This window comes from Staphylococcus sp. AtDRG32 (assembly GCF_004365845.1).
Taxonomy (GTDB): Bacteria; Bacillota; Bacilli; order Staphylococcales; family Staphylococcaceae; genus Staphylococcus; species Staphylococcus hominis.
This window is the reverse complement of record NZ_SODE01000001.1, coordinates 73,542-99,614: the sequence shown is the minus strand read 5'-3', so window position 1 is coordinate 99,614 and position 26,073 is coordinate 73,542. Positions and strand designations below refer to the sequence as shown.

Genomic DNA, 26,073 nt, shown 5'->3' with positions numbered 1-26,073 from the left:
CCTTATAAGGATTGAATATCAATGCCTTCTTTCGTTAATTTTTTTCTTATTTGTTCAACAAATTCTAGTGCATGTTTACCATCACCGTGAACACATATTGTATCTGTTTCCAAATCAATTTCTTTCCCATTGCGACTTATCACTTTGTTTTCAGTTACCATTTTCAAAACTTGTTTTAGTGCTTCATCAGTATCAGTAATGACTGCGTCTGGTTCTTTACGACTAACTAATTGTCCATTATCTTCGTAACGTCTATCAGCAAACACTTCAGAAGCTGTTTTCAATCCAATTGCTTTAGCTTCAGATATTAATAATGAATTAGATAAACCTACAAGCACTATAGCAGAATCAAAATCGTATACTGCTTTTGCAATTGCTTTTGCAATTTCTTTATTTTTAGCACCCATATTATACAGTGCACCGTGTGGTTTAACATGATTTATTCGTGTTTGATGTACTTTACAAAACCCTTCTAAAGCACCTAACTGATAAACTATGAGGTTATATACTTCGGTTGGACTAATATCCATCTTTCGACGACCAAACCCTTTTAAATCTGGAAGTCCGGGATGAGCGCCAATACTCACATGATTTTTTTTAGCTAATTTTACTGTTTGATTCATTACATTTTCATCGCCCGCATGAAAACCACAGGCTATATTAGCAGATGTAACTAAAGGAATGATATCTTTATCACCTCCAAATGAATAGTTACCAAATGCTTCACCTAGATCACAGTTTAAATCAACTTTCATCATAATTTCACTCCTTTAACTATGTGATGTTTTTCAAGGAATTTAATATCAACTTCTTCTGCATTTCCTTTTGCGTATGGTGGGTAACTTAATACTGCATATAGAAAATCAGCAGTAGTAGTGAAACCATCAATTACCATTTCATCAAGTGCCACTTTTAATTTGTTAATCGCAGAAGTTCTATTAGAGTCTTTTACGATAACTTTTGCAACTAGTGAATCATAGTAAGGAGATACTTGATAACCAGCATATAATAACGAATCTACTCTAATATTAAAACCTTGAGGTAAGTGTAGACGTTTAACTTTACCTGGAGTAGGTTGGAATTTCTTTTCTGGATTTTCAGCGTTGATACGTGCCTCTATTACATGACCATTGAATACAATATCTTCTTGACTAAAAGGTAATTTATTATGTAATAACAAATATAATTGTGCTTGTAATAAATCTCTATCTGCACGCATTTCAGTAACAGTATGTTCTACTTGAATTCTCGCGTTCATTTCAATAAAGTAATGTGCCTCTTCAGTAACTAAAAATTCAATAGTACCAGCACTACGATAATTAGAGGCTTTTGCAACTTTGACAGCATCATTACATATTTTTTCACGTCGTTCTTCAGACAGTGCTGCACATGGTGCTTCTTCTATTAATTTTTGGTTTTTTCTTTGGACTGAACAATCTCGTTCACCTAAATGAACATAATTTTCTTTTCCGTCACCAATCACTTGAACTTCTATGTGTTTTGCAACAGGAATAAATGCTTCTACATACACTCGATCATCATTAAAATATTTTTGACCTTCACTTTTAGCTTCTTTTAATGATTTCTCAAGTTGATTTTCTTCTTTAACAATTCGAATACCTTTACCGCCACCACCACTTGCGGCTTTTAATACTAAAGGATATCCTATGTCTTTTGCTAATTCTTTGATTTCTTCTACAGAATTTACTGCATCTGTTGAGCCAGGAATAACTGGTACCCCTGCTGAATGAACGGTTTGACGAGCAGTTATTTTATCACCCATCATTTCCATTGTTTTTTTGTTAGGGCCAATAAAATGAATATCATTTTCTTCAACTTTTTGGGCAAATGTTGTACTCTCCGATAGAAATCCGTATCCAGGATGAATAGCATTAGAACCTGTGATTTCAGCTGCACCAATAATACGTTCTATATTTAAATAACTATCTAAAGGATTTGCTTCTCCAATGCAAACTGCTTGATCAGCCAAACTTACATGAAGACTTTTTTCATCACCTTTAGCGTATACTGCAACAGTTTCTATTCCCATTTCTCGACACGCTCGAATGATACGTACCGCAATTTCTCCTCTATTTGCTACTAAACAACGATACATATTTTTGCCCCCTTTATTTTACTTTAACTAGAACTTGATCGTATTCAACGTTTGTACCATGTTCAACAACAATGTCGGTAATCTCACCATCTATATCACTAGTCACTTCATTCATTACTTTCATTGCTTCAACATATCCGATAATATCACCAGATTTAATGTTGTCACCTACTTGAATTATAGGATCCGTTAATTCCTTGCTATCTTGTAAGAAGAATGTTCCTACCATAGGAGAAGTAATTGTTTTTGATGAATCATTTGAAGGGTTATTTTCTGAAATACTTTTGTCTTGAGAATTCCCTTCAGATTGTATTACTGGAGTACTATTATTTTGATTATTACTTTGTTCAGTAAAATCTAATTCGATTTCGTTTTTGTTATCTTTATATTTAAATTTTTTTACATCATTTGATTTTACAAGTTTAATGACTTCTTCTATTTTTTTAATATCCATAACTATCTCTCCTCTGTAATGATTTTAGTCAATTTCTTTGCTGTCGGTCTCATTTCACCCATATTAAAGGTTGGTGACGTGTTAATTTCAGCATTTAAATGATTAAAGTGATTTAGATATTGTTCCTGAACCTTTGCAGACTCTTCAATCGTTGACCACTTAAATCGAATTAAATCTCCCGGCTTAAATTGAGCAATTTTATTTAAATCCAGTTGAGTGACTGTAGCGATTTTCGTATAGCCACCTATAGTTTGTTTATCATTTAATAAGATAATAGGATTACCATCATTTGGGACTTGAATACTTCCTAAAGCAACAGGTTCTGAAATAATATCTGCTCCAGTTTTAGGAGGGATATGCTCACCATTAAGACGGTACCCCATTCTATCAGATTTTTCAGAAACTTTATATTCCATATTAACGAGCTTATTTATACTTTCCTTTGAAAATGCTTCAATTTGTGGACCGGTAATAATATGTATTATATTATCTTCGGGAATAGCATTATAAACTGTTGTTTTACCCAAATTTTGTTTGAAAGATGGATTTTCTTTTAAGTATATCAAATCCCCTTTTGATAATGGTCTCCCTTTGTAACCACCAATTTTACTTCTAGTATGTGTCGAATAACTTTCTGCTATTGGTTGAATATCTAAAGGATGGCCAAAGAAAATATAACCACGGGCGCCTGCAGTCACTGCTCCAACTTTCAAAATATCGCCTTTGCATGCATAAATTACAGTATTAATATCAACTGTCTCTTCATTTAATTTTGCGTTTACATGTGCTCCTGTCAAAATAAATGTATTATCTTTATTAAATTGAAGTGTTGGACCGATAATAGTATATTCAAGGCTGGGTCCATTATTACCAATTAAAGTCTTACCAATTAAATAACTATATAAATCCATAGCACCAGCACTTGAAAAACCTAGGTGTTGAAAACCAAATCTTCCTTCATCTTGAACAGTTGTAAACATACCAGGTTGAATAATACTAATCGACATGATTTAACACCCACTTTTCTTTATTAAATCGATTTTCTGCTATTTCACTTTGGATGTCGTTAAATGTATTTTCATCAATAGAATAAAACTTAATATAATCCCCCGCTTGATATAAAGACATTTCATCGTCGTTGATATCAAATACTTTTAATGGTGTTCTTCCAATAATTTGCCAACCACCTGGTGAATCAGAAGGATATAAACCAGTTTGATTATTTGCTATTCCTACTGAACCTGCGTCAATTTTGACTCTAGGTTCATCTCGACGTGGAGTATGTAAAAGAGAATCCAATCCACCTAAAAATGGAAAACCAGGCATAAAACCTAACATGTAAACGAGATATTCATTTTGAGTATGGATTCGAATGACTTCATCAGTAGTTAGTTTGTTATGTTTAGCTACATATGGTAAATCAGGTCCGACTTCTGAATTATATAATACTGGAATATGTATGATCGTTTTATCTGAAATATCTTTAGCATGTTCACCATTTAACTGTTTTAAATCTAATATATCTATTAATTGCTTAAAATTAAGCTTTATATTATCAAAATTTATCATAATTGCTCTATATGACGGTATCACATCTTTGATACCATCTATTCTTTTAGCGTGTATATGTTTAGTAACGGATTCAACATCTCTGTAATTACTTTCAGATATTTCTTCTTTAAAATAAAGCGCAATTGATTGTTCATTAATAATCTTTATTTCCAAAGATGATGGTCCTCCTTCGATTATAAATAACGTATTTCATTTTATATATTAGTAATATAAAATATCCACGTATTCATAGTAGTTTAATATGTCTTTCAAATAGACAATAATAAAAGAAGGTAAGTAATGCATTAATGTAATCGCTTACCCCCTTTCAGTACAAGATATTTATATAATTTGTCTACATTGTTATTTAAGCATATATTTATATTTTTGTCATGTGAAAGTTCTAAAAATTAAATGAATGTACTTGCTTATATCTAATTTATAGTTAAATAATTATAAATATTTAACTATAAAAAAATCCAAAAATCAAAATGATTTTTGGATTTTTTGTTACTTAATATCAACGATTTTAACTTTCATTTCTCCACCATTTGGAAGTGGAACACGAACTTCATCATTTAAATTTTTACCAATAAGTGCTTTTGCCATTGGAGATTCATTTGAAATTTTTCCTTTAAACGCATCTGCTTCTGCAGATCCAACAATTTGATAGCTTTCTTCTTCATCACCAGGTAATTCGACAAACGTAACAGTTTTACCAATTTGAATAACATTATTATCACCGTTGTCTTCAATAATCAAAGCATATCTAAGCATGTGTTCAATACGTTGAATATCTTGCTCAATAAAACCTTGTTCATCTTTAGCAGCATCGTATTCTGAGTTCTCAGATAAGTCACCAAAAGATCTAGCAACTTTGATTTTTTCTACTACTTCAGGACGTTTAACTGTTTTAAGTTCTTCTAATTCTTGTTCTAACTTTTCATAACCTTCCTGTGTCATTGGATATTGTTTTTGATTTTCCATAAGTTCATCTTCCTTTTCAACAAGTTAATTTAATTTTGAAAAATACATATTATTCGTTAATGCTTCCCAACAAGCGTTTGTATTTTTGTTGTCATTATATCAATTGCCACCTTATTACTTCCACCTTCTGGAATAATAATATCAGCATATTTTTTTGTTGGTTCTATAAATTGATTATGCATAGGTCTGACAACATTTAAATATTGGTTAATAACTGATTCCATTGAGCGTCCTCGCTCTTTTGTGTCACGTACAAGTCTTCTTAAAATACGTAAATCTGCATCAGTATCAACGTATATTTTAACATCCATCATATCACGTAATGTTTTATTTTCCAAAGCAAATATACCCTCTACGATAATAACATCTTTAGGTTCAAATGCAATTGTTTCATCACTTCTAGTATGATTTTTATAATCATATGTTGGAACTTCAACCGATTGACCGTTACGCAAATCTTTTAAATTACTAATAAGTAAATCATTATCAAATGCAAAAGGGTGGTCATAATTAGTTTCAAGTCGTTCTTCAAATGTTAAGTGTGATTGATCTTTATAATAATAATCTTGAGCAAGTAAAGCAACACTATGGCCTTCTAAGTTTTTCATTATTTCATTTGTGACAGTTGTTTTTCCTGATCCTGAACCGCCAGCGATTCCGATGATTGTTGTCTGTGTCATTAGCCGATTTCCTTTCTCATCATATTATTAGGGTAAATAGGATGATTCACTTTAATTTGAACAATTTGAAGAGGATGACGTGCTGCATCAAGGTGATTTCCTTCTTCATCATAAATGACATCAATAACCTGTTTAAATGATTCAATTTCAGGTCCAAAAAATTCAATCTCTTGACCAGGTTTAAAGTGATTTCTTTGTTGTATTGTAGCAATATGAGTTGCTTCGTCATAATCTAAAACTAATCCACAAAAATCATATGGTGACTTTTTATTTTGTTGAACACCAAACATTTGCTCTTCATATCCAGGCGTTCCTTCAAAGAAAGCAGGTGCTGTATCTCGATTAGCACATTTGTCTAATTCAATTAACCACTCTGGTTTAATTTTAAAATTATCCGGATCTTCTGCATATGCATCAATAACCTTACGATAAACTGATACTACTGTAGCAATATAATGAATAGATTTCATTCGCCCTTCAATTTTTAAAGAATCTATACCAATATCCATCATTTGAGGAATGGATTCAATTAATTTTAAATCTTTTGGGCTCATAGCAAAAGGCACAACTTCGCCATCTTGATAAAATAAATCTAATTCTCCCTCTTCATCAACAGCTAGTAAATCATAATCCCAACGACAACTTTGACAACAACCGCCTCTGTTAGAGTCTCGTGCTGTCATGTGATTACTTAAAGTACATCTACCTGAATAAGCAATGCACATCGCACCGTGAATAAAGGCTTCTATTTCGATATCAACATTGTCTTTCATTTCTTTCATTTCCATAGCGCCTGTTTCACGAGCTAATACTACTCGATCAAGTCCTTCTTCTTTCCAATATTCCACAGCTTTGTAATTAGAAAGAGATTGTTGTGTTGAGAGATGAATTTCTAATTTAGGAGCTACTTTCTTACATGTTTCAATAATAAGTGGATCTGCTACAATAATTCCTGTTGCACCTGTAGCTTCTAATTGACGTAAATAATCTTCTAAACCGTCTATATTTTCATCATGAGCGATTATATTAGTCGTAACATAAATTTTTGCACCATAACGGTTTGCAAATTCAACGCCTTCTTTAATTTCTTCCATAGTAAAGTTATCAGCGTTAGAACGTAACCCGTATTCTTGTCCACCTAAAAATACAGCATCAGCACCATAGTGAACCGCAATCTTTAACTTCTCTAGGTTTCCAGCAGGCGCTAATAATTCAGGTTTTTTTATTTTTCTTTTAGCATTTACTTCAATTTCATTTAATGTCTTCATACTGGCGCCTCCCTTAATATACTGTTTGTTTATATAAGAACCCTTCATCAAATGGACGATGTTCAGGTTGAATTTCTTCTATTGGATCAATTAACATAAATTTTTCATCTTCATAAGCTTCTGGATCTTCATGATATAAGTCAATGGCTTCTCTATATTGTGCTGTAACAGTATTAATGTATGATTCACTATGTAAGATACCATCAATTTTAAATGAATCAATATTTGCTTCAAAGAATGGCTCTAATTCTTCAATTAAACAGATATCATTAGGAGACATAATATGAGTACCATTGTAATCTTCAAACACAGGATATTTATTTTCTCTTTCTTCATCGTATAATAATAAATCTTGCTCATTCTCACTACGTTGGATTTTCATTTGTCTATCTTGAAAAGTGTAATAATTACCCAATAACATACGTTTAGATTGGAACATACAAGTCATACCGTGAACCTGAACTTCAATTTCAACCTTTGCATGTTTTTTAATATTTAAAATTTCATCTAGGTTTAATTCACGTGCTAATACAGCTCTTTTAGCGCCTTTTTCACCCCAGTAATTACATTGGAAATAATTCGTAACAATTGTTTCTGCATCCCAATTTAATGGTATCGGATTATTTTGTTTTTTAACATACATCACGACAGCAGGATCACCAAAAATAATTCTATCTACTCTTATTTCATGTAAAAATTCAATATAGTTTTCTAAGGCATTTAAATGATAATTATGAAAAATACCATTAACTGCCACATATACTTTTTTATCATGTTCGTGTGCTAAATTAACTGCTTTTCGAACATCTTCACGATTAAATTCTCCGGGTAATCGCAATCCAAATTTTTGCTCTCCAATCACAAATGCATCAGCACCGAGTTCTATCAATGTTTTCATATGATTTAAAGATTTTGGAGTGACAAGTAATTCAGTCATATTCATTCTCCTTTAATAGATATGGCTAAACCATCATCCATATTTAAAAAATTTGTTTTATAGTTCTTTTGTTTCATAAGCCAAGTATTATATTTTTGTACCTTTTTTACCATTTGCTTAACATTTCTTGATCGTACGATATCTATATCAGATACAAATCCATGATACAAAACGTTATCAGTAATAACTAAGCCACCATTTTTCAATAACGGTGTATAATATTCAAAAAATTTTTGAGATTGAGCTTTAGCTGCATCGATAAATATCATATCATATAAATGATTGCTCACTTTATCGTACTGTGATAGCGCATCGCCCTCTATAAGACGAATTTGATTTTCGTATTCAAATTTTTTAAAATTAAATTTTGCTTGTTTTATCATATTCTCATTACGTTCAATAGTAGTAATAGAAATATCTGGTGAAACAGAAGCAAATTGCATCGAACTATATCCAATAGCAGTTCCAATTTCCAAAATATTTTTCGAATGATGAATTCTAATTAATTGTTTTATCATGTCTAAAGTTAATTTATCCACTATAGGAACAGCGTGTTCTTCTGCATAAAATCTTAGTTCTTCAATATTATTATTTAACTGTTCATGAAGATTTAATAAATAGGATTGATTTGATTCCACTTCTATAACTTCCCTTTTAATATCAATAGGCATAAAAATAAATCAGTCAACTAATATTACATTATTTAAAATAAAATAATAAACCTACTTTATGTTTTAATGTATAAATATAGTAACTGACTGTATATTTAAAAATTTATGCTACAGTAATTTAACTTTAAATATTTTATCATAATTCTAAATTAAATTTAAGCCTGAAATATTAAAAACCTCTAACCAAAGTGAATTGATTAGAGATTTATTATTAACAAAAGACTGTTTATTCTTCCATATTTGTATTTACAACTTCTTCAATCATATCCCATTCTTCATCTGTTTCAATAGGAACAAGTTTACCACCATCACCAGATTCATCTGGTTCATTAATCATTGGAATGAGCTCAATCATGTCATCATCATCAGATTGAGCACCTTCTTCAGCTAAAATAACATACTCTTTTTTAAATTCTGGATGATAAAATTCAAGCATTTTTCGATATAAAACTTCATTTCCATTTTCATCGAATAACGTTAATAATTCTTCTTCATTACTAATATTTAATTCTGTATTATGATTATGTTCAGTCATAATGAAATTCTCCTTTATTGAATTGAATCTAAATAGCCTTGCAGTATAAAAACTGCTGCCATTTTATCAATTACTTTTTTTCTTTTTTGTCTTGAGACATCAGCTTCTAATAATGAGCGCTCAGCAGCCATGGTACTTAAACGTTCATCCCACATAATAATTTCAATATTTGGTAAAGCCTCTTGAAGCAATTCTTTGTATTTAAGGGAAGCTTCTCCACGAAAACCAATAGAATTATTCATGTTTTTCGGTAATCCTATGACTACTGAACCAACATTATTGTCTTTTATGATTGAAACCAATCTATCAATACCAAATTCTTCATTTTCTTCATTTATTCTTAGAGTGTCTAGTCCTTGAGCAGTCCAGCCCATCAAATCACTAATTGCGATACCTACAGTTCTACTACCTACATCTAATCCTAAAATTTTATGACGTAACATTTATTTATTATTCTCTTTTAAGTAGTTTGAAACGAGTTCTTCCATAATTACATCTCTATCAATGTGTCGTATTTGATTACGTGCATCATTTTGACGAGGAATGTATGCAGGATCTCCTGAAAGTAAATAGCCGACAATTTGATTTACAGCATTGTAGCCTCGTTCTTCTAGAGTCTGATGTACATTTTTTAAAACTGTTTGGACATTTTCTTTTGGAATTTCATCATAATCGAATTTCATAGTTTTATCAATATTTTCCATAGATGCGACACTCCTCTGACATGTATTAACTTACATATTAATTTTACACCAGTTGATTAAAAAGTTATAGGTTTTTAATATAATCTTTAATAAAGCGTAATGATTCTGAGATGTTTTCAGGTTGTGTGCCGCCACCTTGTGCCATATCTGGACGACCGCCACCTTTTCCTCCTACAATTGGAGCCATGTTTTTAATGATATCTCCGGCTTTAACCTGACTTGTAAGCTCTTTAGGTACAGCGGCAATTAACGAAACTTTTTCACCAACATGACCTGCTAAAATAATAATTGTATCTTGTTTTTTTGATTTAAAATCATCCATTGTTTGACGGATTTCTTTTGGATTAGATACTTCTACCTCTGTAGCTAATACTTTAAATCCATTAATCATTTCTACTTGATCCTCTATATTACCCATTTTAAGTGAAGTAATTTCCTTATTACGTTGCTCTAATTGCTTATTCAATTGTTTTTCATTTTCTTGAATTTGAACAACTTTATCATAAACTTGTTTATCTGATTTTACTTTAAGTTGTTCTTTGACAGAATTAAATTTATTTTGAATATCTTCAAAATATAAAAATGCGGCTTTACCGGTAAGTGCCTCAATACGTCTAACACCTGCACCTGTACCTGATTCGCTTACAATTTTAAACAACCCTATTTCAGCCGTATTATCTACATGAATACCACCACATAATTCAATTGAAAATGGAGCCATATTGACTACTCTTACAATATCACCGTATTTTTCACCAAACAGAGCCATAGCACCCATTTCTTTAGCTTCTTGAATAGGCATTTCTTGAATATGAACTGAAATTCCTCTCCAAATTTCTTCATTTACTCTTCTTTCAACTTGATCAATCTCTTCTTTTGTCATTGGACCAAAGTGAGAAAAGTCAAATCTTAATCGTTCACTTTCAACGAGTGAACCCGCCTGATTAACATGTTCACCTAAAATCTCTTTTAATGCAGCATGTAGTAAGTGAGTGGCACTATGATTTTTTTGTATATCTTTACGTTCTTCTTTATTTACAGTTGCATCTACATGACTATTTACACTTACTTGTCCAAATTGAACTATACCTTGGTGTAAATTTTGTCCGTTTGGTGCCTTTGTAACTTCTTGAACGGCTATTTCGAACTGATCATTTCCTACAGTTCCTTTATCTGCAACTTGTCCACCACTTACTGCATAAAATGGTGTTTCTTTTAAGATAAAGTAAACTGTTTCTCCAGCTTCAGCAGATGTAACAGTTTTACCGTTATAAATTAAATCTGTTAAAATTGTTTGATAATCTGTTGTTTCATAACCAACAAATTGGCTTTTAGTATTAATATTTTTTAAAACATCGCTTTGAACTTGCATAGATTGTGAACTTTGTCTAGCTTCTCTCGCTCTAGTACGTTGCTGTTCCATTTCAGCTTCAAATGTTGCCATGTCGACTGTAATACCTTCTTGACTTGCTAGTTCTTCAGTTAACTCAATTGGGAATCCATACGTATCATATAATTTAAACGCATCAGAACCATTAATCTGATGTGTAGATTCTTTTGCTTGCGTAATGAGTTGATTTAATATAGATACGCCTTCTTGAAGTGTTTCATGGAAACGTTCTTCTTCAGATTTAATAACACGTTTAATAAAATCTGATTTTTCTTTTACATTTGGATAATATGGCTCCATAATGTCAGCAACGATATCAACCAATTTATACATAAATGGCTCATTAATGCCAAGCGTTTGACTAAAACGTACGGCACGACGTAAGAGACGACGTAAAACATAACCACGCCCTTCATTTGCAGGTAAAGCGCCGTCAGAGATTGCGAATGAGATTGTTCTGATATGGTCGGCGATGACTTTAAATGCTACATCTTGTTCGTTATTTTCAAGATATTTTTTTCCTGATATATGCTCTACTTCTTCAATAATTGGCATAAATAAATCTGTTTCATAATTGGTACGAACATTTTGGGAAATAGACGTCATGCGTTCTAATCCCATGCCGGTATCAATATTTTTGTTTGGAAGTGGTGTATAAGTATGATCCTTATTATGGTTATATTCACTAAACACTAAGTTCCATACTTCTAAATATCTCTCATTTTCACCGCCAGGATACATTTCTTCTGCTGGATCATTTTGACCATATGCTTCACCACGATCATAGAAAATTTCGGTGTTAGGTCCTGATGGTCCTTCTCCAATATCCCAGAAATTCCCCTCAATTCTAATAATACGACTTTCTTCTAAGCCAATATTTTCATGCCATAAACGATAGGCTTCAACATCTTCTGGATGAATTGTTACATATAGCTTTTCTGGTTCCATTCCCATCCATTTGTCACTAGTTAAAAATTCCCAAGCAAATTCAATTGCTTCTTTTTTAAAATAGTCACCAATTGAGAAGTTTCCAAGCATTTCAAAGAAAGTATGATGACGCGCAGTAAAACCTACGTTTTCAATATCATTTGTTCTAATTGCTTTTTGAGAATTAACTATTCTAGGCTTTTTAGGTGTTTCTCGTCCATCAAAGTATTTTTTTAAAGTTGCAACACCAGAGTTTATCCAAAGTAACGAATCATCGTCAATAGGCACAAGTGGTGCAGATGGTTCTACCATATGACCTTTTTCAACAAAGAAATCAATATATTTTTGACGTATATCACTTGCTTTAAGTTTTTTCATTTTTTCACTCCTAATATAATTAATACATTTATAAATAAAAAAACGTTCATCCAACAAAGGGACGAACGTTTTCGCGGTACCACCCTAGTTACAAGAAATAAATACTTTTAAAATATATTTAATTTCTCATCACTTAATTATCATATAAACGATAACACAAAGTAGCGTTCAACAAATTAACTTGTACTTTTCACCAACCAGTACATCTCTACATAAGTTAAAAAGTTTACTCATCTTTATGCGAATTCAAATTTATTTTAAGTATTTTTGTTTAAATTGTCAATGTTCAACAAAGTCGTAAGGCGAAACATTTCCCATATTAATCATTGGATTAATTTGATAAATTGTTTCTTCACTTAAAGTAATGTGTTCAACTGCATTATTATCATCTTTATCATCTATATTTATCTGTTCATCATTCTCTTCTACATCTATATTAACCTGACTCATACCAAAATAATTTATAATTAGTGTTTTTAATTGTGTATGTCTTTCTTGACCTTGCGTATTTAAGGCAATGTCAAATGCCTTTGGATCTCCTAATAGTACTAAAGATTGTTTTGCACGTGTCAGACCTGTATATAAAATAGGTCTTTGCAACATTCTAAAATATTGTTTGACAATAGGCATAATGACAATAGGAAATTCTGACCCTTGTGATTTATGGATTGAGGTACAATAAGCATGTGTGAGTTCTAATAAATCTTGTCTAGTAAATGTAATTTCATTTCCTTCAAAATCGACAACCAGTACATCTTTATTAAGTGCATTTTCTTTAGCCCAAAATATACCTACTATGACGCCAATATCACCATTAAAAATATTGTCATTGGGTCGATTGACTAGTTGTAAAACTTTGTCTCCTTTTCTAAACGTTATATCGCCAAACTCTATTTCTCTTGTATCTTTTTCTTTAGGATTTAAAATATTTTGTAATACTTGATTAAGTCTTTTTATCCCTGCACTTCCTTTGTACATAGGTGCTAAAACTTGAATATCACTCATATCATATCCTTTGTTTACAGCGCTAGATACTACTTTCTCCACTACAGTTGGAATTTGTTCTACATTACAATGAATAAAACTTCTATCATGATAACGTTTTGTAATATCTATTGGCTCATGATGTTTCATGCGATGCGCTAAGTCAATAATGCTAGAACCATCTTGTTGGCGATAAACTTCAGTTAAATTAACTCTTGGAAATGCTTTAGACTCAATTAAATCCTTAAATACTTGGCCAGGACCGACAGATGGCAATTGATCTTCATCCCCTACTAGAATGATTTGTGCATCTAGTGGAACGGCACTTAAAAATTGGTGGAACAACCAAGAATCAACCATTGACATTTCATCAATTATAATGAGCTTAGCTTTAATTTCATTCTCAAGAATATCTTCTGGTTGAGTATCTTGATTCCATCCTATTAATCGATGAATCGTCATTGCCTCTAAGCCAGTTGATTCTTGTAAACGCTTTGATGCTCTTCCAGTTGGGGCGGCTAATACGATTGGATAATCATCTTCTTGATAATCAGAATACTTAAGAGATAGACCATGAATTTCAGCATATAATTCTACAATCCCTTTAATAACAGTTGTCTTACCTGTTCCTGGACCTCCAGTCAGTAACATTATTTTCGAATTCATCGCCGTTTCAAGTGCTTCTTGTTGTGATTTAGCATAATTAACATTATTTTGATCTTCTAGTTCACCAATATGTATCTGTAAATCTGATTGCTCTATTATTTTAAAGTGATTTTTGTATGTTTTGATACGATACAAATTTTGAACACTTTTAAGTTCTGAATAGTATAAACTTGGAATCGCAACATGACTATTCTCTAAAATAATTTTCTTTTCTTCAAAAAGTGTTTGTAGTACATGTTTTAATTGTTGTTGTTCAATTGTTTCATCTAAATGCTTATCTGAAAGCATATCTTCTGTAATTTCTAATACAGCATTTTCATCTAAATAAGTATGCCCCTGTTTTATACATTCTTCTTCAAGAGTATATAATAATCCAGCTTTTAAACGTTCTGAATCGTTATAAGCAATACCATTATTTCTAGCTAATGTATCAGCTTTTTGAAAACCAATACCTTTTACATCATAAACTAATTGGTATGGATTGTTTTCTAAAACTTTTAAAGTCTCTGATTGATAGAATTGATAAATCGCCATAGATAATTTTGGACCAAAACCTAAGTCATGTAAGCGAATCATTATTTTTTCTGACTCTTGATTTGCACTAATCTGTTCTACAATCTGTTTTTGTTTCGTTTTTGCTAAACTAGGAACATTTTCAAGAACAGAAGGATCAGTTAAAATATCATTTATTGCATTTTCTCCTAATGTATTTACAATATTCTGAGCAGTCTTTTTACCAATACCTTTAAATAAGTCACTAGATAAATAACTTATAATGGCATCTTTAGTTTGAGGCAATTCTTTTTCAAATGTTTCAGCTTTAAGTTGTTTACCATAACGAGGATGTTGAACAATTTGTCCTTTAAACGTATAGACATCTCCTTCAACAATATTAGGAAAAAACCCTACAACTGTAGGCAGATTATCAAATGATTCATTAGTTTCAATGGAATCTACTTTTAAAACAGTATAAAAGTTATCTTTATTTTGAAACAGAATGGTATCAACTGTTCCTTTAACCATTGAGTAATCAAATAGCGTAGGGTTTGACATATTATTCCTCCTCATTTTTTAGAGATTTAAATGTTTGTTTAGCATGCTGACTTAATAAATGTTTAGGATCAATTTGAATTGCTTTATCAAAATACTGAATTGATTTATCAGCATCCTCAGTTTCCATATATGTTGCAAGACCTAAATTATATAATGCATCTACGTGATTAGGATTAATAGATAAAACATAGTTTAATTGCTTAATGGCTTCTTGAAACATTTCTAAATGACATAATGTTAAACCATATTGAAATTGAACTTCTGTGTCCAAAGTTTGATCTAATTCAGCAGCAGTCATAAAAAAAGGTAATGCTTCTCTTTGCGCATCTAGTTGGCTAAAAGACATACCAATCATATAATTAGCATCAACGGGATTCATATTATATTTTAAAGCTCGTTGATAAAGTTTTATCGCTTCTTGAAAACGCGATTGTTCATAATATAGATTAGCTAAATTATAGTAAACAGCGCCATTTTTGTCATCTAATGTTATTGCTTTTTGAAAAAATCTTTCTGCTTTCTCAATCTCACCAACATCAGCTAAAACGATACCAGCATTAATATAATTTTCAATAATATTAGGATTCTCTTCAATGTTATTAAATAATGCTTTAATGGCTTCTTCATAATTACCATTATTCATCCACTGATATATTGTTTCTTGTTCAATCATTTCCATATCTCCATTTCTAACATAAATTTACAATTAAAAAGAAACCGCTAATTCTCATTTACAATGAGTTAACGGTTTACTAAACATTAAACAACATAGCTAAGTTGACCTGTTGTTTTATATACATCATCTATAGTAGCGCCACCTAAACAAACTTCTCCGTTATAGAATACCACTGCTTGGCCTGGTGTAATAGCTCGAACAGGTTCGTCGAAAGTAACTCGAATAGATTGTTCATCTTCTTTTTGAACAAATACTTTAGTGTCTTTTTGACGATATCTAAATTTAGCAGTACATTCAAATCCATTTTCTAAATCAACTGGATTAACAAATGATGCGTCAGAAGCAATTAAATAATCACTATATAATGCATCATGATGGAAGCCTTGCTCGACATATAAAATATTATCTTCAAGATTTTTACCAACAACAAACCATGGATCTCCATCTCCACCAATACCTAGTCCATGACGTTGGCCAATAGTATAGTACATTAAACCACTGTGTATGCCCATTTTTTTACCATTGAGTGTTCTCATCTCACCAGATTGTGCCGGTAAATATTGAGAAAGGAATGATTTAAAATTACGTTCCCCAATAAAACAAATACCCGTAGAATCTTTTTTCTTAGCTGTTGCTAAGTCTTGTTCTTCAGCGATTTTACGAACGTCTTTTTTTTCTATGTCTCCAATAGGAAACATGACTTTAGATAATTGTTCTTGAGATAATTGATTTAAAAAGTATGTTTGATCCTTATTATTATCTACCCCACGTAACATTTCTACGTGACCATCTTCATGTCTACGGATTCGTGCATAATGACCAGTAGCCACATAATCGGCTCCTAATTTTAATGCATGTTCTAAAAATGCTTTGAATTTAATTTCTTTATTACACATGACGTCAGGATTAGGAGTACGACCTTTTTTATATTCATCTAAGAAATATGTGAATACTTTATCCCAATATTCTTTTTCAAAATTCACAGCATAATATGGTATACCAATTTGATTACATACTGCTATGACATCATTATAATCTTCTGTAGCTGTACATACCCCATTTTCATCTGTGTCGTCCCAGTTTTTCATGAAGATGCCAATAACATCATATCCTTGTTCCTTTAAAAGGTATGCTGTGACTGAACTATCTACACCTCCAGACATACCAACTACAACACGTATATCTTTATTTGACAAATTCTATTCCTCCTTAAATTTATGATATATTTTATGAATTTCAGCAACAATATATTTTATATCTTGTTCAGTTGTGATTTCATTAAAACTAAATCTGACTGAATGTTTTGCACGATCGTCATCTTCATACATCGCAGCAAGTACATGTGACGGAGTTGTTGAGCCAGCTGTACATGCAGAACCAGACGAAACATAAATATTTGCTAAATCTAATAAAGTTAACATTGTTTCTACATCTATAAATGGAAAATATAAATTAAGTATATGGCCAGTCGTTTCTACCATTGAACCATTGACTTCAAATGGAATTGCACGTTCTTGCAAACTTACTAAAAAAAGTTCTTTTAATTGCATTAAATGAATATTATTTTGATCTCGATTTTTAGTAGCTATTTCTAGAGCTTTTGTCATTCCAACTATTTGTGGAACACTTTCTGTTCCAGCACGACGTTTAGTTTCTTGTTCGCCGCCTAATTGAGAATACTCGATTGGTGTATTGTTTTTTACTAATAAAATACCTACACCTTTAGGTCCACCAAATTTATGAGCAGTAATACTCATGGTATCAATTTTAAACTCACTAAATTTAATATCTAAATGACTAATTGCTTGGACTGCATCCACATGTAATAGAGCATTTGAATTAGAAACAATGTTTTCGATATCGTAAATAGGTTCTACTGTGCCCACTTCATTATTGACAAACATAATAGATACTAAGATAGTATCATCTGTTAAAGCTTCTTCCAATTGATCCAAATCAACTCTACCTGTATCATCTACGTCTAAATATGTGACTTCATATCCTTCTTTCTCTAATTGCTCGAATACGTGTAATACAGAATGATGTTCAATTTTTGTAGTAATAATATGATTACCTAAATGCTCATTAGCATAGACTAACCCTTTAATAGCAGTATTATTTGATTCTGTAGCACCACTAGTAAAAATAACTTCGCTTGGTTTAGCACCTAGTAATTGAGCAACATTTCTTCTAGATTCATCTAAATAGCGTCTAGCATCTCTACCTACTGAGTGAATAGAAGATGGATTGCCGTAGTGTGATTGATATATATCCATCATTGCTTCTATAACTTCTGGTTTGACTGGTGTAGTTGCAGCATAATCTGCATATACTTCCATTATTAAGTACACTCCCCACAATATTATCAATGTTCCTATAATAGCACCTCATTCTAAAATTTTCTACCTACTTGTTTATGAATTAATATATTAACTATTTTTCTTTCAATAATTATTTTAAGTATGAGCAATTTAATAACTGTAATTGTTTTAAGTTGTTAAACTATTAGATAATAAAGATAAAAAGGAGAAATAGTCTATGTCTGATATAAAATTTTCTGCATTAAATTTAGTTCCTATACGAGAAGGTCAAACTGATAAAGATGCAATTAATGATATGGTGGCTTTAGCTCAGAAATTAGATGAATTAGATTATGAGCGTTATTGGATTGCAGAACATCATAATGCACCTAATTTAGTAAGCTCAGCTACATCATTGTTAATACAACATACGCTTGAACATACTCATAATATTAAAGTTGGTTCAGGTGGCATCATGCTTCCAAACCATGCACCTTTAGTTGTTGCTGAGCAATTTGGCACCTTAGAAACCATTTATCCCAATCGTGTAGATTTAGGATTAGGTAGAGCACCTGGTACTGATATGATGACAGCAAGTGCATTGAGACGAGATCAACATAATGGTGTGTATGCTTTCCCTGAAGAAGTAGAACAATTACAAACTTATTTTGGTCCAGGAAATAAACAAGCTTATGTAAGAGCTTATCCTGCGGTAGATAAAAATGTACCGTTATATATACTCGGATCATCAACTGACTCTGCACATTTAGCAGCTAGAAAAGGTCTACCCTATGTTTTTGCAGGTCATTTTGCACCACAGCAAATGAAAGAAGCAATTGAGATTTATCACGACTTATTCGAACCATCTGAAGCATTAGATAAACCATATATGATTGTATGTTTAAATGCTATCGTGACAGAAACTGATAAAGAAGCAGAATATTTAGCTAGTTCTTTAGCACAAGTATTCATTAGTATTGCTCGAGGAAGAATGCAACCAGTTCAACCACCAACTGATGATTTAAAAGGTCTTTTAACACCGAGAGAGTATGAAATGGCAAAACAAAGATTTGATGATTCTCTTATTGGTTCTGAAGAAACTGTAAAAGCTAAATTAGAAGCATTTTTAGAGGAATATGGTGATATTGATGAAATAATGGCCGTAAGCTATATTTATGACCAAGATAGACAATTTGAATCATATGAGCGTTTTAAACGAGTAATTCAAAAATTAAATAAATAATATTGATTAAAACCTGTTGAACATAAATAAATTGTCAACAGGTTTTAAATTTTTCATAAAAAAAGAGTGATGACTAAAATCATCACTCACAATTTTAATTATTTATTGTCTTTTTTGTCATCTTTACTGTCGTTATTTCCACCAGTATATTCATTAATTTTATCTTTTACTTTATTTACTTGTTCGTTATCGCTATTTTTAAATTTCTCTGCTGTATCTTTTGCTTTATCCATGAATCCCATATTGAAATTCTCCTTTCGAATTTAAGCATTTAATTTTTAATAAGTAAATTTTACTTACTTTAATCCAATACCACAGTAAAAAAGTTTTAAACATAATTAATTTAAATTTTTAAATGTAAAACATATAACCATCTAAATCGTTATCTGATTCTACAAAATCAGCTAAATATTTTAATGTTGTATTATCTAAAACTTCTCTAACAGCATCTCTCATTCGCAACCATAATTCTTTTTGTGCTGGTGGTTCAGAATCTATACTTTCTACAATAGTAATAGGTCCTTCTAATAAGCGAATAATATCGCCAGCTGAAATTTCTTCAGATGGGACTCTTAATTGATATCCACCCTTAGCGCCACGAATACTTCGAATTAATCCAGCATTTCTTAAAGGACCCACGAGTTGTTCTAAATATAAATCACTTAAATGATTTTCTTCAGCAATTGTTTTTAATGATACACACCCTTGCCCCTCTCTTTTTGCTAGGGAAATCATTAAAGTTAACCCATATCTCCCTTTCGTTGATATTTTCATAGTTTTACCTCACTTAATTCGAATAATATAGTCCCATTCTATCATTTTTTCAGTTAATATAGTAATAGAAAGGTGTGAAAAAATTGAATACAGAACCTTTAGCTTCAAGAATGAGGCCTACAAATATAAATGAAATTATTTCACAACAACATCTAGTTGGTCCAAGAGGCATTATAAGACGTATGATAGAAACTAAAAAATTATCTTCTATGATTTTTTATGGACCTCCTGGAATTGGAAAAACTAGTATTGCTAAAGCCATAGCTGGCAGTACTGAATATAAATTTAGACAATTAAATGCAGTAACTAATACAAAAAAAGATATGCAAATGGTAGTTGAAGAAGCTAAAATGTCAGGACAAGTCATTTTATTATTAGATGAGATTCACCGCTTAGATAAAGCAAAACAGGATTTTTTATTACCACATTTAGAAAATGGTAAAATCATTTTAATTGGTGCTACAACTTCTAACCCTTATCATGCAATTAATCCAGCGATTCGCTCACGTGTACAAATTTTTGAATTATATCCACTTAATGAAAAGGATGTATATCAAGCATTAACTAGAGCATTAAATGATGATCAAAATGGTTTAAAATCGTATCAACCAAAAATTGATGAAGATGCACTAAAATATTTCTCTACTCAAAGTCATGGTGATGTAAGAAGTGCTTTAAATGCTTTGGAATTAGCAGTATTAAGTGCTAAAGTTTCCAATAATCAACGTCATGTTACTTTAGAAGATGCTAAAGATTGTTTACAAAAAGGTGCTTTTATCAGTGATAAAGATGGCGACATGCATTATGATGTCATGAGTGCATTTCAAAAGTCTATTCGTGGAAGTGACGTTAATGCTGCTTTACATTATTTGGCGAGATTAATCGAAGCAGGTGATCTTCCAACAATCGTACGACGTTTACTCGTCATTAGTTATGAAGATATTGGCTTAGCTTCTCCAAGTGCTGGTCAAAGAACACTAGCAGCTATTCAATCAGCTGAACGACTCGGATTGCCTGAAGCACGAATTCCTCTAAGTCAAGCAGTAATTGAATTATCACTATCTCCTAAGTCTAATTCAGCTATAAAAGCAATTGATAGTGCATTAAGTGATATCAGAAAAGGCAAAGTTGGACAAATACCTAATCATCTACGTGATGGTCACTATCAAGGAGCAAAAGACTTAGGCCGATCTATCGGTTATAAATATCCTCATGATTATGAGAATGGTTATATTAAACAGCAATATTTACCTGACGCTTTAAAAAATAAAATATATTATGAACCAAAAACAACGTCTAAAAGTGAACAACAATTTAAAATAGTGTATGATAATTTAAATCATAAAAACTAATAAAACCTATGGAAAAGATGATAATACTTCATTCATCTCTTCCATAGGTTTTTTGTTAGTTGTTACCTTTATCTTTAATTCTACGTACAGGAATATCTTTTAAAATATCATTTACGACATAACTTGCACAAATTAAACCTACTGTGCTTGGTACAAATGCATTCGATGATGGAGGCATTTGACCTTTTCGATTTATTGCATTTGCATCTCCAACTGTTTTCTTAACATCTTCACGAATAACTATTGGACTCTCATCTGAAAAAACAACAGGAACACCTTTTTTTATTCCAAGTTTTTTCAACTTGTTACGAATAATTTTTGCCATTGGATCCATGTATGTTTTTGAAATATCAGCAATTTTGAAACGTGTTGGATCTATTTTATTCGCAGCGCCCATACTTGAAATCAACTTGATTCCTCTATCTAAACATTCTTTCATTAAATGGACTTTGTATATAATCGTGTCACTTGCATCGATAAAATAATCAATATTGTAATTATTAAAAATATCTTCATATGTCTCTTCAGTATAAAACATGTGAAGAGGTGTAACTTTACAATTTGGATTGATGAGTTTAATTCGTTCTTCCATTAATGTTACTTTACTTTGACCTATGGTAGTAGTTAATGCATGAATTTGACGGTTTACATTAGTGATATCTACGTCATCTTTATCAATAAGAATAATGTGACCAATGTTAGTTCTTGCTAAAGCTTCAGCAGCAAATGAACCAACTCCACCTACCCCTAAGACCGCTACTGTCTTGTCTTTTAGTAAATCTAGTCCTTCTTGTCCATAGGCTAATTCATTTCTAGAAAATTGATGTTTCATAATTAACTCCTTTACTTAGCAAATATTAATACTATATTAACAGAAAAAAGCAAAAAAAAATACGTAAGGCCTAAAGCCTTACGTACCGATAGAGTCCGTAGTTGCCGTAGTTATAAAAAGCTTGATCATTCGGCCTGCTATATACAGGTGGGTGCCCTGTTTCTTGTTTTGCAAGTCCTCCAAATGAGGCATGTGCGCTGCAAGAAAACCTATTGGGCTCCCTGATCAAAAAGTGTTAGGCCCAAATAAAAAGCAAACATACGAACAACACAGATGACTATCTTATAGACATATTTTATCATAAAGAGATTATTAAATAAATCCTTAAATACTGTATGAAGATATTTTATATTTTAAAATACTTTTAAATATATAATTTTACATAATATAATTATTGTTATTTAAAATTTAAGTTAGTTTATACAAAAATTGGAACAGAAATTCAATTTCCGTCCCAATTTAGCACTAAATTATTCTATTTTAAAAATGAAGATTAATGACGAATTCTTAACGATAATTCTTCTAATTGTTTATCTGATACTTCACTTGGTGCATCCGTTAATAAGCAAGTTGCAGAAGCAGTTTTAGGGAAAGCGATGGTATCACGTAAATTAGTTCTATTTGTAAGTAACATAACTAATCTATCTAGACCTAAAGCAATACCTCCATGTGGTGGTGCGCCGTATTTAAAGGCATCTAATAAGAAACCAAATTGATCTCTAGCTTGTTCTTTAGTAAATCCTAAAACCTCAAACATTTTTTCTTGTAATTCTCCGTCAGATATTCTGATTGATCCACCGCCTAATTCGTATCCATTTAATACTACGTCATAAGCATTTGCTTGAACTTTTTCTGGTTCAGAGTCTAGTTTAGCAATATCTTCTTCTTTAGGTGATGTAAACGGATGATGCGCAGCAACATAACGTTTAGCATCTTCATCATATTCTAATAAAGGCCAATCTGTTACCCATAAGAAGTTTAATTTTGATTCATCAATTAATTTTAATTCTTTTGCAATTTTAATTCGAAGTGCACCTAAACTTTGTGCCACAACATTTGGCTTATCTGCAACAAACATTACTAAATCTCCAGGTTTAGCACCTGTTAATTCTTTTAATGTGTTAACATTCTCTTCTTCAAAGAATCTTGCTATCGGACCACTTAAGCCTTCATCTACAACTTTCACCCAAGCTAGACCCTTAGCACCATAGATATTTACAAATTCTGTTAATCCATCCATATCTTTACGTGTATAGTTATCTGCAGCACCTTCAGCAACGATTGCTTTAACTTCTCCGTCGTGTTCTACAGTATCTTTAAATACTTTGAAATCCATTTCTTTTCCTAATTGAGACACATCTTGCAATTCCATACCAAAACGTGTATCTGGTTTATCAGAACCATATCGTCTCATTGCTTCATCATATGTCATACGAGGGAATGGTGTTTGGATATCAATACCTTTTACATCTTTTACAACTTTAGAAAGCATTTCCTCGCCCATTTGAATAATATCTTCTTGATCAACAAAACTCATTTCGATATCTACTTGTGTAAATTCAGGTTGACGATCAGCACGTAAATCCTCATCACGGAAACATTTTACAATTTGATAGTATTTATCAAAACCACTAATCATTAATAATTGTTTAAATAATTGTGGTGATTGTGGTAAAGCGTAAAATTCGCCTTCATGTACACGAGATGGCACTAAATAATCTCTCGCACCTTCTGGTGTAGATTTTGTTAATACAGGTGTTTCAATATCAAAGAAACCATTATTATCAAGATATTGACGAATTGATCGAGTTGTTTGATGTCTCATTTTAAATGTTTGAGCTAATTCTGGTCGTCTTAAATCTAAATAGCGATATTTAAGACGAATATTTTCATCAACACTTTGATTTTCTTCATTAATTGAAAATGGAGGTGTCGCTGATTTATTAATTATATGAATATGAGATACTTGAACTTCTACTTGACCCGTTTTTATTTTTGGATTAACTGTTTCTGGGTCTCTTTTAGTGACTGAACCTTCGACTTCGACCACATATTCTGATCTTACAGTTTCAGCAATAGATAGAGCTTCTTTTGAAAAATCTGGATTGAATACAATTTGTACAATTCCTTCTCTATCACGTAAATCAACAAAAATAAGGCCTCCTAAATCACGTCGATTATGAACCCAACCTTTTAGTGTTACTTTCTGACCTAATAATTCTTCAGTTACTAAACCACAGTATGTTGTTCTTTTACCCATTATTTATTCTCCTTTTCTTTATTAAAGAAACTAACTACTTCATCTAATTGAATTGTTTTTGTTTCACCAGTAGACATTTCTTTAACATCAATTTTATTATTGTCTAGCTCTTGGTCACCTATTACAATCGTATATTTAGCATTTAAACGATCAGCTTGCTTCATTTGTCCCTTAATTTTTCGATTTAAGTAATCTTTATCAGCTTTCACGCCATGTTTTCTTAAATCATTTAAAAGTTTCACGCTATATTGTTCTGCTTTTTTACCCATCGTTACGACAAATAAATCGAAATCTTCATCCACATTCAATTCTATGTCTTCTTCTTCAAGTGCAAGAAGTAATCGTTCAATACTAAGGGCAAAACCTATTCCTGTTTGCTTAGGACCATCTAATAACTCAAGAAGTCCATTATAACGACCTCCACCACATAGTGTAGTAATAGCACCGTCATAATTTGGATTATCCATCATGAGTTCAAATGCGGTATGAGTATAATAATCAAGTCCACGCACTAAATTAGGATCTTCAACATAATTGATACCTAGTTGATCTAAATGATGTTTAACCATTTCATAATAAGCCTTTGATTCATCATTTAAGTAATCAGTAATTCTTGGAGCATGTTTAACTGCTTCTTTGTCTCTATCAATCTTACAATCTAAGATTCTCATTGGATTTGTATGCAAACGTGATTGACAATCATTACAAAATGTATCAATGACAGGTTCAAAATGCTTAATTAATGCTTCATTATATTCTTTACGAGATGCTTGGTCTCCTATACTATTAATCACTAGTTTTAGATGTTTTAAACCAAATGATTCATATATATGCATTACCATTGCTAATACTTCTGCATCAATACTTGGATTTTCTGCTCCTATTGCTTCTACACCAAATTGATTAAATTGTCGATAACGTCCTTTTTGTTTTCGTTCGTATCTAAACATTGGTCCATTATAGTAAAGCTTAATAGGTTGATTAGGTTCACCCTGCATTTTATTTTCAATATATGATCGCACTACTGCTGCAGTTCCTTCAGGTCTTAATGTGATACTTCTATCGCCTTTGTCTTTAAACGTATACATCTCTTTTTGAACGACATCAGTAGAATCTCCTACACCTCTTGCAAATAAGTCAGTACTTTCAAATATTGGGGTACGTATCTCTTTATAATTGTATAATTTCATTAATTCATCTAATTTATTTTCAATATATCGCCATTTTGCAGACTCTTGAGGTAAAATATCTTGCGTTCCTCTAGGAATCTTAATCATACAATCACTCCTTCTAAATTGTTGTTAACTATTAAAATTCTTTAATAAAAAAGTCCCT

General features: G+C 31.5%; 25 protein-coding genes and 1 other RNA gene. 2 read left to right on the top strand and 24 right to left on the bottom strand.

Translation table 11 applies throughout. The features are described from left to right. Nucleotides 1-2: 2 nt before the first annotated feature. The 18 genes from pxpA to BDW25_RS00375 form a co-directional block, all read right to left on the bottom strand. A complete protein-coding gene (pxpA, locus tag BDW25_RS00460) occupies nucleotides 3-755 on the bottom strand; it encodes a 5-oxoprolinase subunit PxpA (protein WP_133944859.1) in 753 nt (250 codons plus the stop codon). Continuing rightward, nucleotides 755-2,116, bottom strand: a complete 1,362-nt coding sequence (locus BDW25_RS00455) for an acetyl-CoA carboxylase biotin carboxylase subunit (protein WP_002449893.1) — start codon at nucleotides 2,114-2,116, stop codon at nucleotides 755-757. Before BDW25_RS00455 ends, pxpA begins: the two co-directional genes overlap by 1 nt. Before the next feature lie 13 nt (nucleotides 2,117-2,129). Further along, nucleotides 2,130-2,570, bottom strand: a complete 441-nt coding sequence (locus tag BDW25_RS00450; RefSeq protein ID WP_002449821.1) for an acetyl-CoA carboxylase biotin carboxyl carrier protein — start codon at nucleotides 2,568-2,570, stop codon at nucleotides 2,130-2,132. A 2-nt stretch (nucleotides 2,571-2,572) separates the two neighbouring features. Further along, on the bottom strand, nucleotides 2,573-3,577 hold the full coding sequence (locus BDW25_RS00445; protein ID WP_002455262.1) for a 5-oxoprolinase subunit C family protein: 1,005 nt from the start codon (nucleotides 3,575-3,577) through the stop codon (nucleotides 2,573-2,575). Further along, nucleotides 3,567-4,295: a 5-oxoprolinase subunit PxpB gene (pxpB, locus tag BDW25_RS00440; RefSeq protein WP_133944635.1), complete on the bottom strand. Its 729-nt coding sequence runs from the start codon at nucleotides 4,293-4,295 to the stop codon at nucleotides 3,567-3,569. The genes BDW25_RS00445 and pxpB overlap by 11 nt, the downstream gene beginning before the upstream one ends. A 336-nt stretch (nucleotides 4,296-4,631) precedes the next feature. Further along, nucleotides 4,632-5,108 carry a transcription elongation factor GreA gene (greA, locus tag BDW25_RS00435; protein ID WP_002448959.1) on the bottom strand — a complete coding sequence of 159 codons (477 nt, stop codon included), beginning with the start codon at nucleotides 5,106-5,108 and terminating at the stop codon, nucleotides 4,632-4,634. Nucleotides 5,109-5,164: 56 nt separating this feature from the next. Then, nucleotides 5,165-5,788, bottom strand: coding sequence for a uridine kinase (gene udk, locus BDW25_RS00430; RefSeq protein WP_002448951.1), 624 nt, complete (start codon nucleotides 5,786-5,788; stop codon nucleotides 5,165-5,167). Then, nucleotides 5,788-7,056, bottom strand: a complete 1,269-nt coding sequence (locus BDW25_RS00425) for a peptidase U32 family protein (RefSeq protein ID WP_002449013.1) — start codon at nucleotides 7,054-7,056, stop codon at nucleotides 5,788-5,790. Before BDW25_RS00425 ends, udk begins: the two co-directional genes overlap by 1 nt. A 13-nt stretch (nucleotides 7,057-7,069) precedes the next feature. Further along, nucleotides 7,070-7,993: a peptidase U32 family protein gene (locus BDW25_RS00420; protein ID WP_037555620.1), complete on the bottom strand. Its 924-nt coding sequence runs from the start codon at nucleotides 7,991-7,993 to the stop codon at nucleotides 7,070-7,072. A 2-nt stretch (nucleotides 7,994-7,995) separates the two neighbouring features. Further along, nucleotides 7,996-8,631: an O-methyltransferase gene (locus BDW25_RS00415; protein ID WP_002448992.1), complete on the bottom strand. Its 636-nt coding sequence runs from the start codon at nucleotides 8,629-8,631 to the stop codon at nucleotides 7,996-7,998. Nucleotides 8,632-8,890: 259 nt separating this feature from the next. Further along, nucleotides 8,891-9,199: a DUF1292 domain-containing protein gene (locus tag BDW25_RS00410; protein ID WP_002448965.1), complete on the bottom strand. Its 309-nt coding sequence runs from the start codon at nucleotides 9,197-9,199 to the stop codon at nucleotides 8,891-8,893. A gap of 14 nt (nucleotides 9,200-9,213) precedes the next feature. Beyond that, nucleotides 9,214-9,642, bottom strand: coding sequence for a Holliday junction resolvase RuvX (gene ruvX / locus BDW25_RS00405; RefSeq protein ID WP_002455257.1), 429 nt, complete (start codon nucleotides 9,640-9,642; stop codon nucleotides 9,214-9,216). After that, complete coding sequence (locus BDW25_RS00400; protein ID WP_002448947.1) at nucleotides 9,643-9,903, bottom strand: IreB family regulatory phosphoprotein; 261 nt, start codon at nucleotides 9,901-9,903, stop codon at nucleotides 9,643-9,645. 64 nt (nucleotides 9,904-9,967) lie between these two features. Then, a complete protein-coding gene (gene alaS, locus BDW25_RS00395) occupies nucleotides 9,968-12,598 on the bottom strand; it encodes an alanine--tRNA ligase (RefSeq protein WP_002455256.1) in 2,631 nt (876 codons plus the stop codon). A gap of 279 nt (nucleotides 12,599-12,877) precedes the next feature. After that, a complete protein-coding gene (recD2, locus tag BDW25_RS00390) occupies nucleotides 12,878-15,301 on the bottom strand; it encodes an SF1B family DNA helicase RecD2 (RefSeq protein WP_133944633.1) in 2,424 nt (807 codons plus the stop codon). 1 nt (nucleotide 15,302) lies between these two features. After that, a complete protein-coding gene (locus BDW25_RS00385; RefSeq protein WP_064207355.1) occupies nucleotides 15,303-15,974 on the bottom strand; it encodes a tetratricopeptide repeat protein in 672 nt (223 codons plus the stop codon). An 86-nt stretch (nucleotides 15,975-16,060) separates the two neighbouring features. Beyond that, on the bottom strand, nucleotides 16,061-17,173 hold the full coding sequence (mnmA, locus tag BDW25_RS00380; protein ID WP_064207356.1) for a tRNA 2-thiouridine(34) synthase MnmA: 1,113 nt from the start codon (nucleotides 17,171-17,173) through the stop codon (nucleotides 16,061-16,063). A gap of 3 nt (nucleotides 17,174-17,176) precedes the next feature. Next, on the bottom strand, nucleotides 17,177-18,316 hold the full coding sequence (locus BDW25_RS00375; protein ID WP_064207357.1) for a cysteine desulfurase family protein: 1,140 nt from the start codon (nucleotides 18,314-18,316) through the stop codon (nucleotides 17,177-17,179). A gap of 199 nt (nucleotides 18,317-18,515) precedes the next feature. On the opposite strand from BDW25_RS00375, the gene BDW25_RS00370 reads away from it, so the two are divergent. Then, nucleotides 18,516-19,520 carry an LLM class flavin-dependent oxidoreductase gene (locus tag BDW25_RS00370; protein WP_049336022.1) on the top strand — a complete coding sequence of 335 codons (1,005 nt, stop codon included), beginning with the start codon at nucleotides 18,516-18,518 and terminating at the stop codon, nucleotides 19,518-19,520. 98 nt (nucleotides 19,521-19,618) lie between these two features. On the opposite strand, the gene BDW25_RS00365 is transcribed toward BDW25_RS00370, so the two are convergent. Both BDW25_RS00365 and cymR read right to left on the bottom strand, forming a co-directional pair. Further along, the gene (locus BDW25_RS00365; protein ID WP_133944631.1) at nucleotides 19,619-19,762 is read right to left on the bottom strand and encodes an SAS049 family protein; all 144 of its coding nucleotides are present in this window, start codon (nucleotides 19,760-19,762) and stop codon (nucleotides 19,619-19,621) included. A 109-nt stretch (nucleotides 19,763-19,871) separates the two neighbouring features. Continuing rightward, entirely contained in the window at nucleotides 19,872-20,294 is a 423-nt protein-coding gene (gene cymR, locus BDW25_RS00360) for a cysteine metabolism transcriptional regulator CymR (protein WP_002448977.1), read from the bottom strand. Nucleotides 20,295-20,377: 83 nt separating this feature from the next. On the opposite strand from cymR, the gene BDW25_RS00355 reads away from it, so the two are divergent. Further along, the gene (locus tag BDW25_RS00355; protein WP_049430991.1) at nucleotides 20,378-21,646 is read left to right on the top strand and encodes a replication-associated recombination protein A; all 1,269 of its coding nucleotides are present in this window, start codon (nucleotides 20,378-20,380) and stop codon (nucleotides 21,644-21,646) included. A 55-nt stretch (nucleotides 21,647-21,701) separates the two neighbouring features. On the opposite strand, the gene BDW25_RS00350 is transcribed toward BDW25_RS00355, so the two are convergent. From BDW25_RS00350 to hisS, 4 genes are all read right to left on the bottom strand, one after another. Then, complete coding sequence (locus tag BDW25_RS00350; RefSeq protein WP_002455249.1) at nucleotides 21,702-22,478, bottom strand: tRNA threonylcarbamoyladenosine dehydratase; 777 nt, start codon at nucleotides 22,476-22,478, stop codon at nucleotides 21,702-21,704. Between the two features lie 88 nt (nucleotides 22,479-22,566). Then, nucleotides 22,567-22,757: non-coding RNA, 6S RNA (ssrS, locus tag BDW25_RS00345), on the bottom strand. 214 nt (nucleotides 22,758-22,971) lie between these two features. After that, nucleotides 22,972-24,738, bottom strand: coding sequence for an aspartate--tRNA ligase (gene aspS / locus BDW25_RS00340; protein ID WP_049336019.1), 1,767 nt, complete (start codon nucleotides 24,736-24,738; stop codon nucleotides 22,972-22,974). Continuing rightward, nucleotides 24,738-26,015: a histidine--tRNA ligase gene (hisS, locus tag BDW25_RS00335; RefSeq protein ID WP_133944629.1), complete on the bottom strand. Its 1,278-nt coding sequence runs from the start codon at nucleotides 26,013-26,015 to the stop codon at nucleotides 24,738-24,740. The genes aspS and hisS overlap by 1 nt, the downstream gene beginning before the upstream one ends. Between the last annotated feature and the right edge of the window lie 58 nt (nucleotides 26,016-26,073).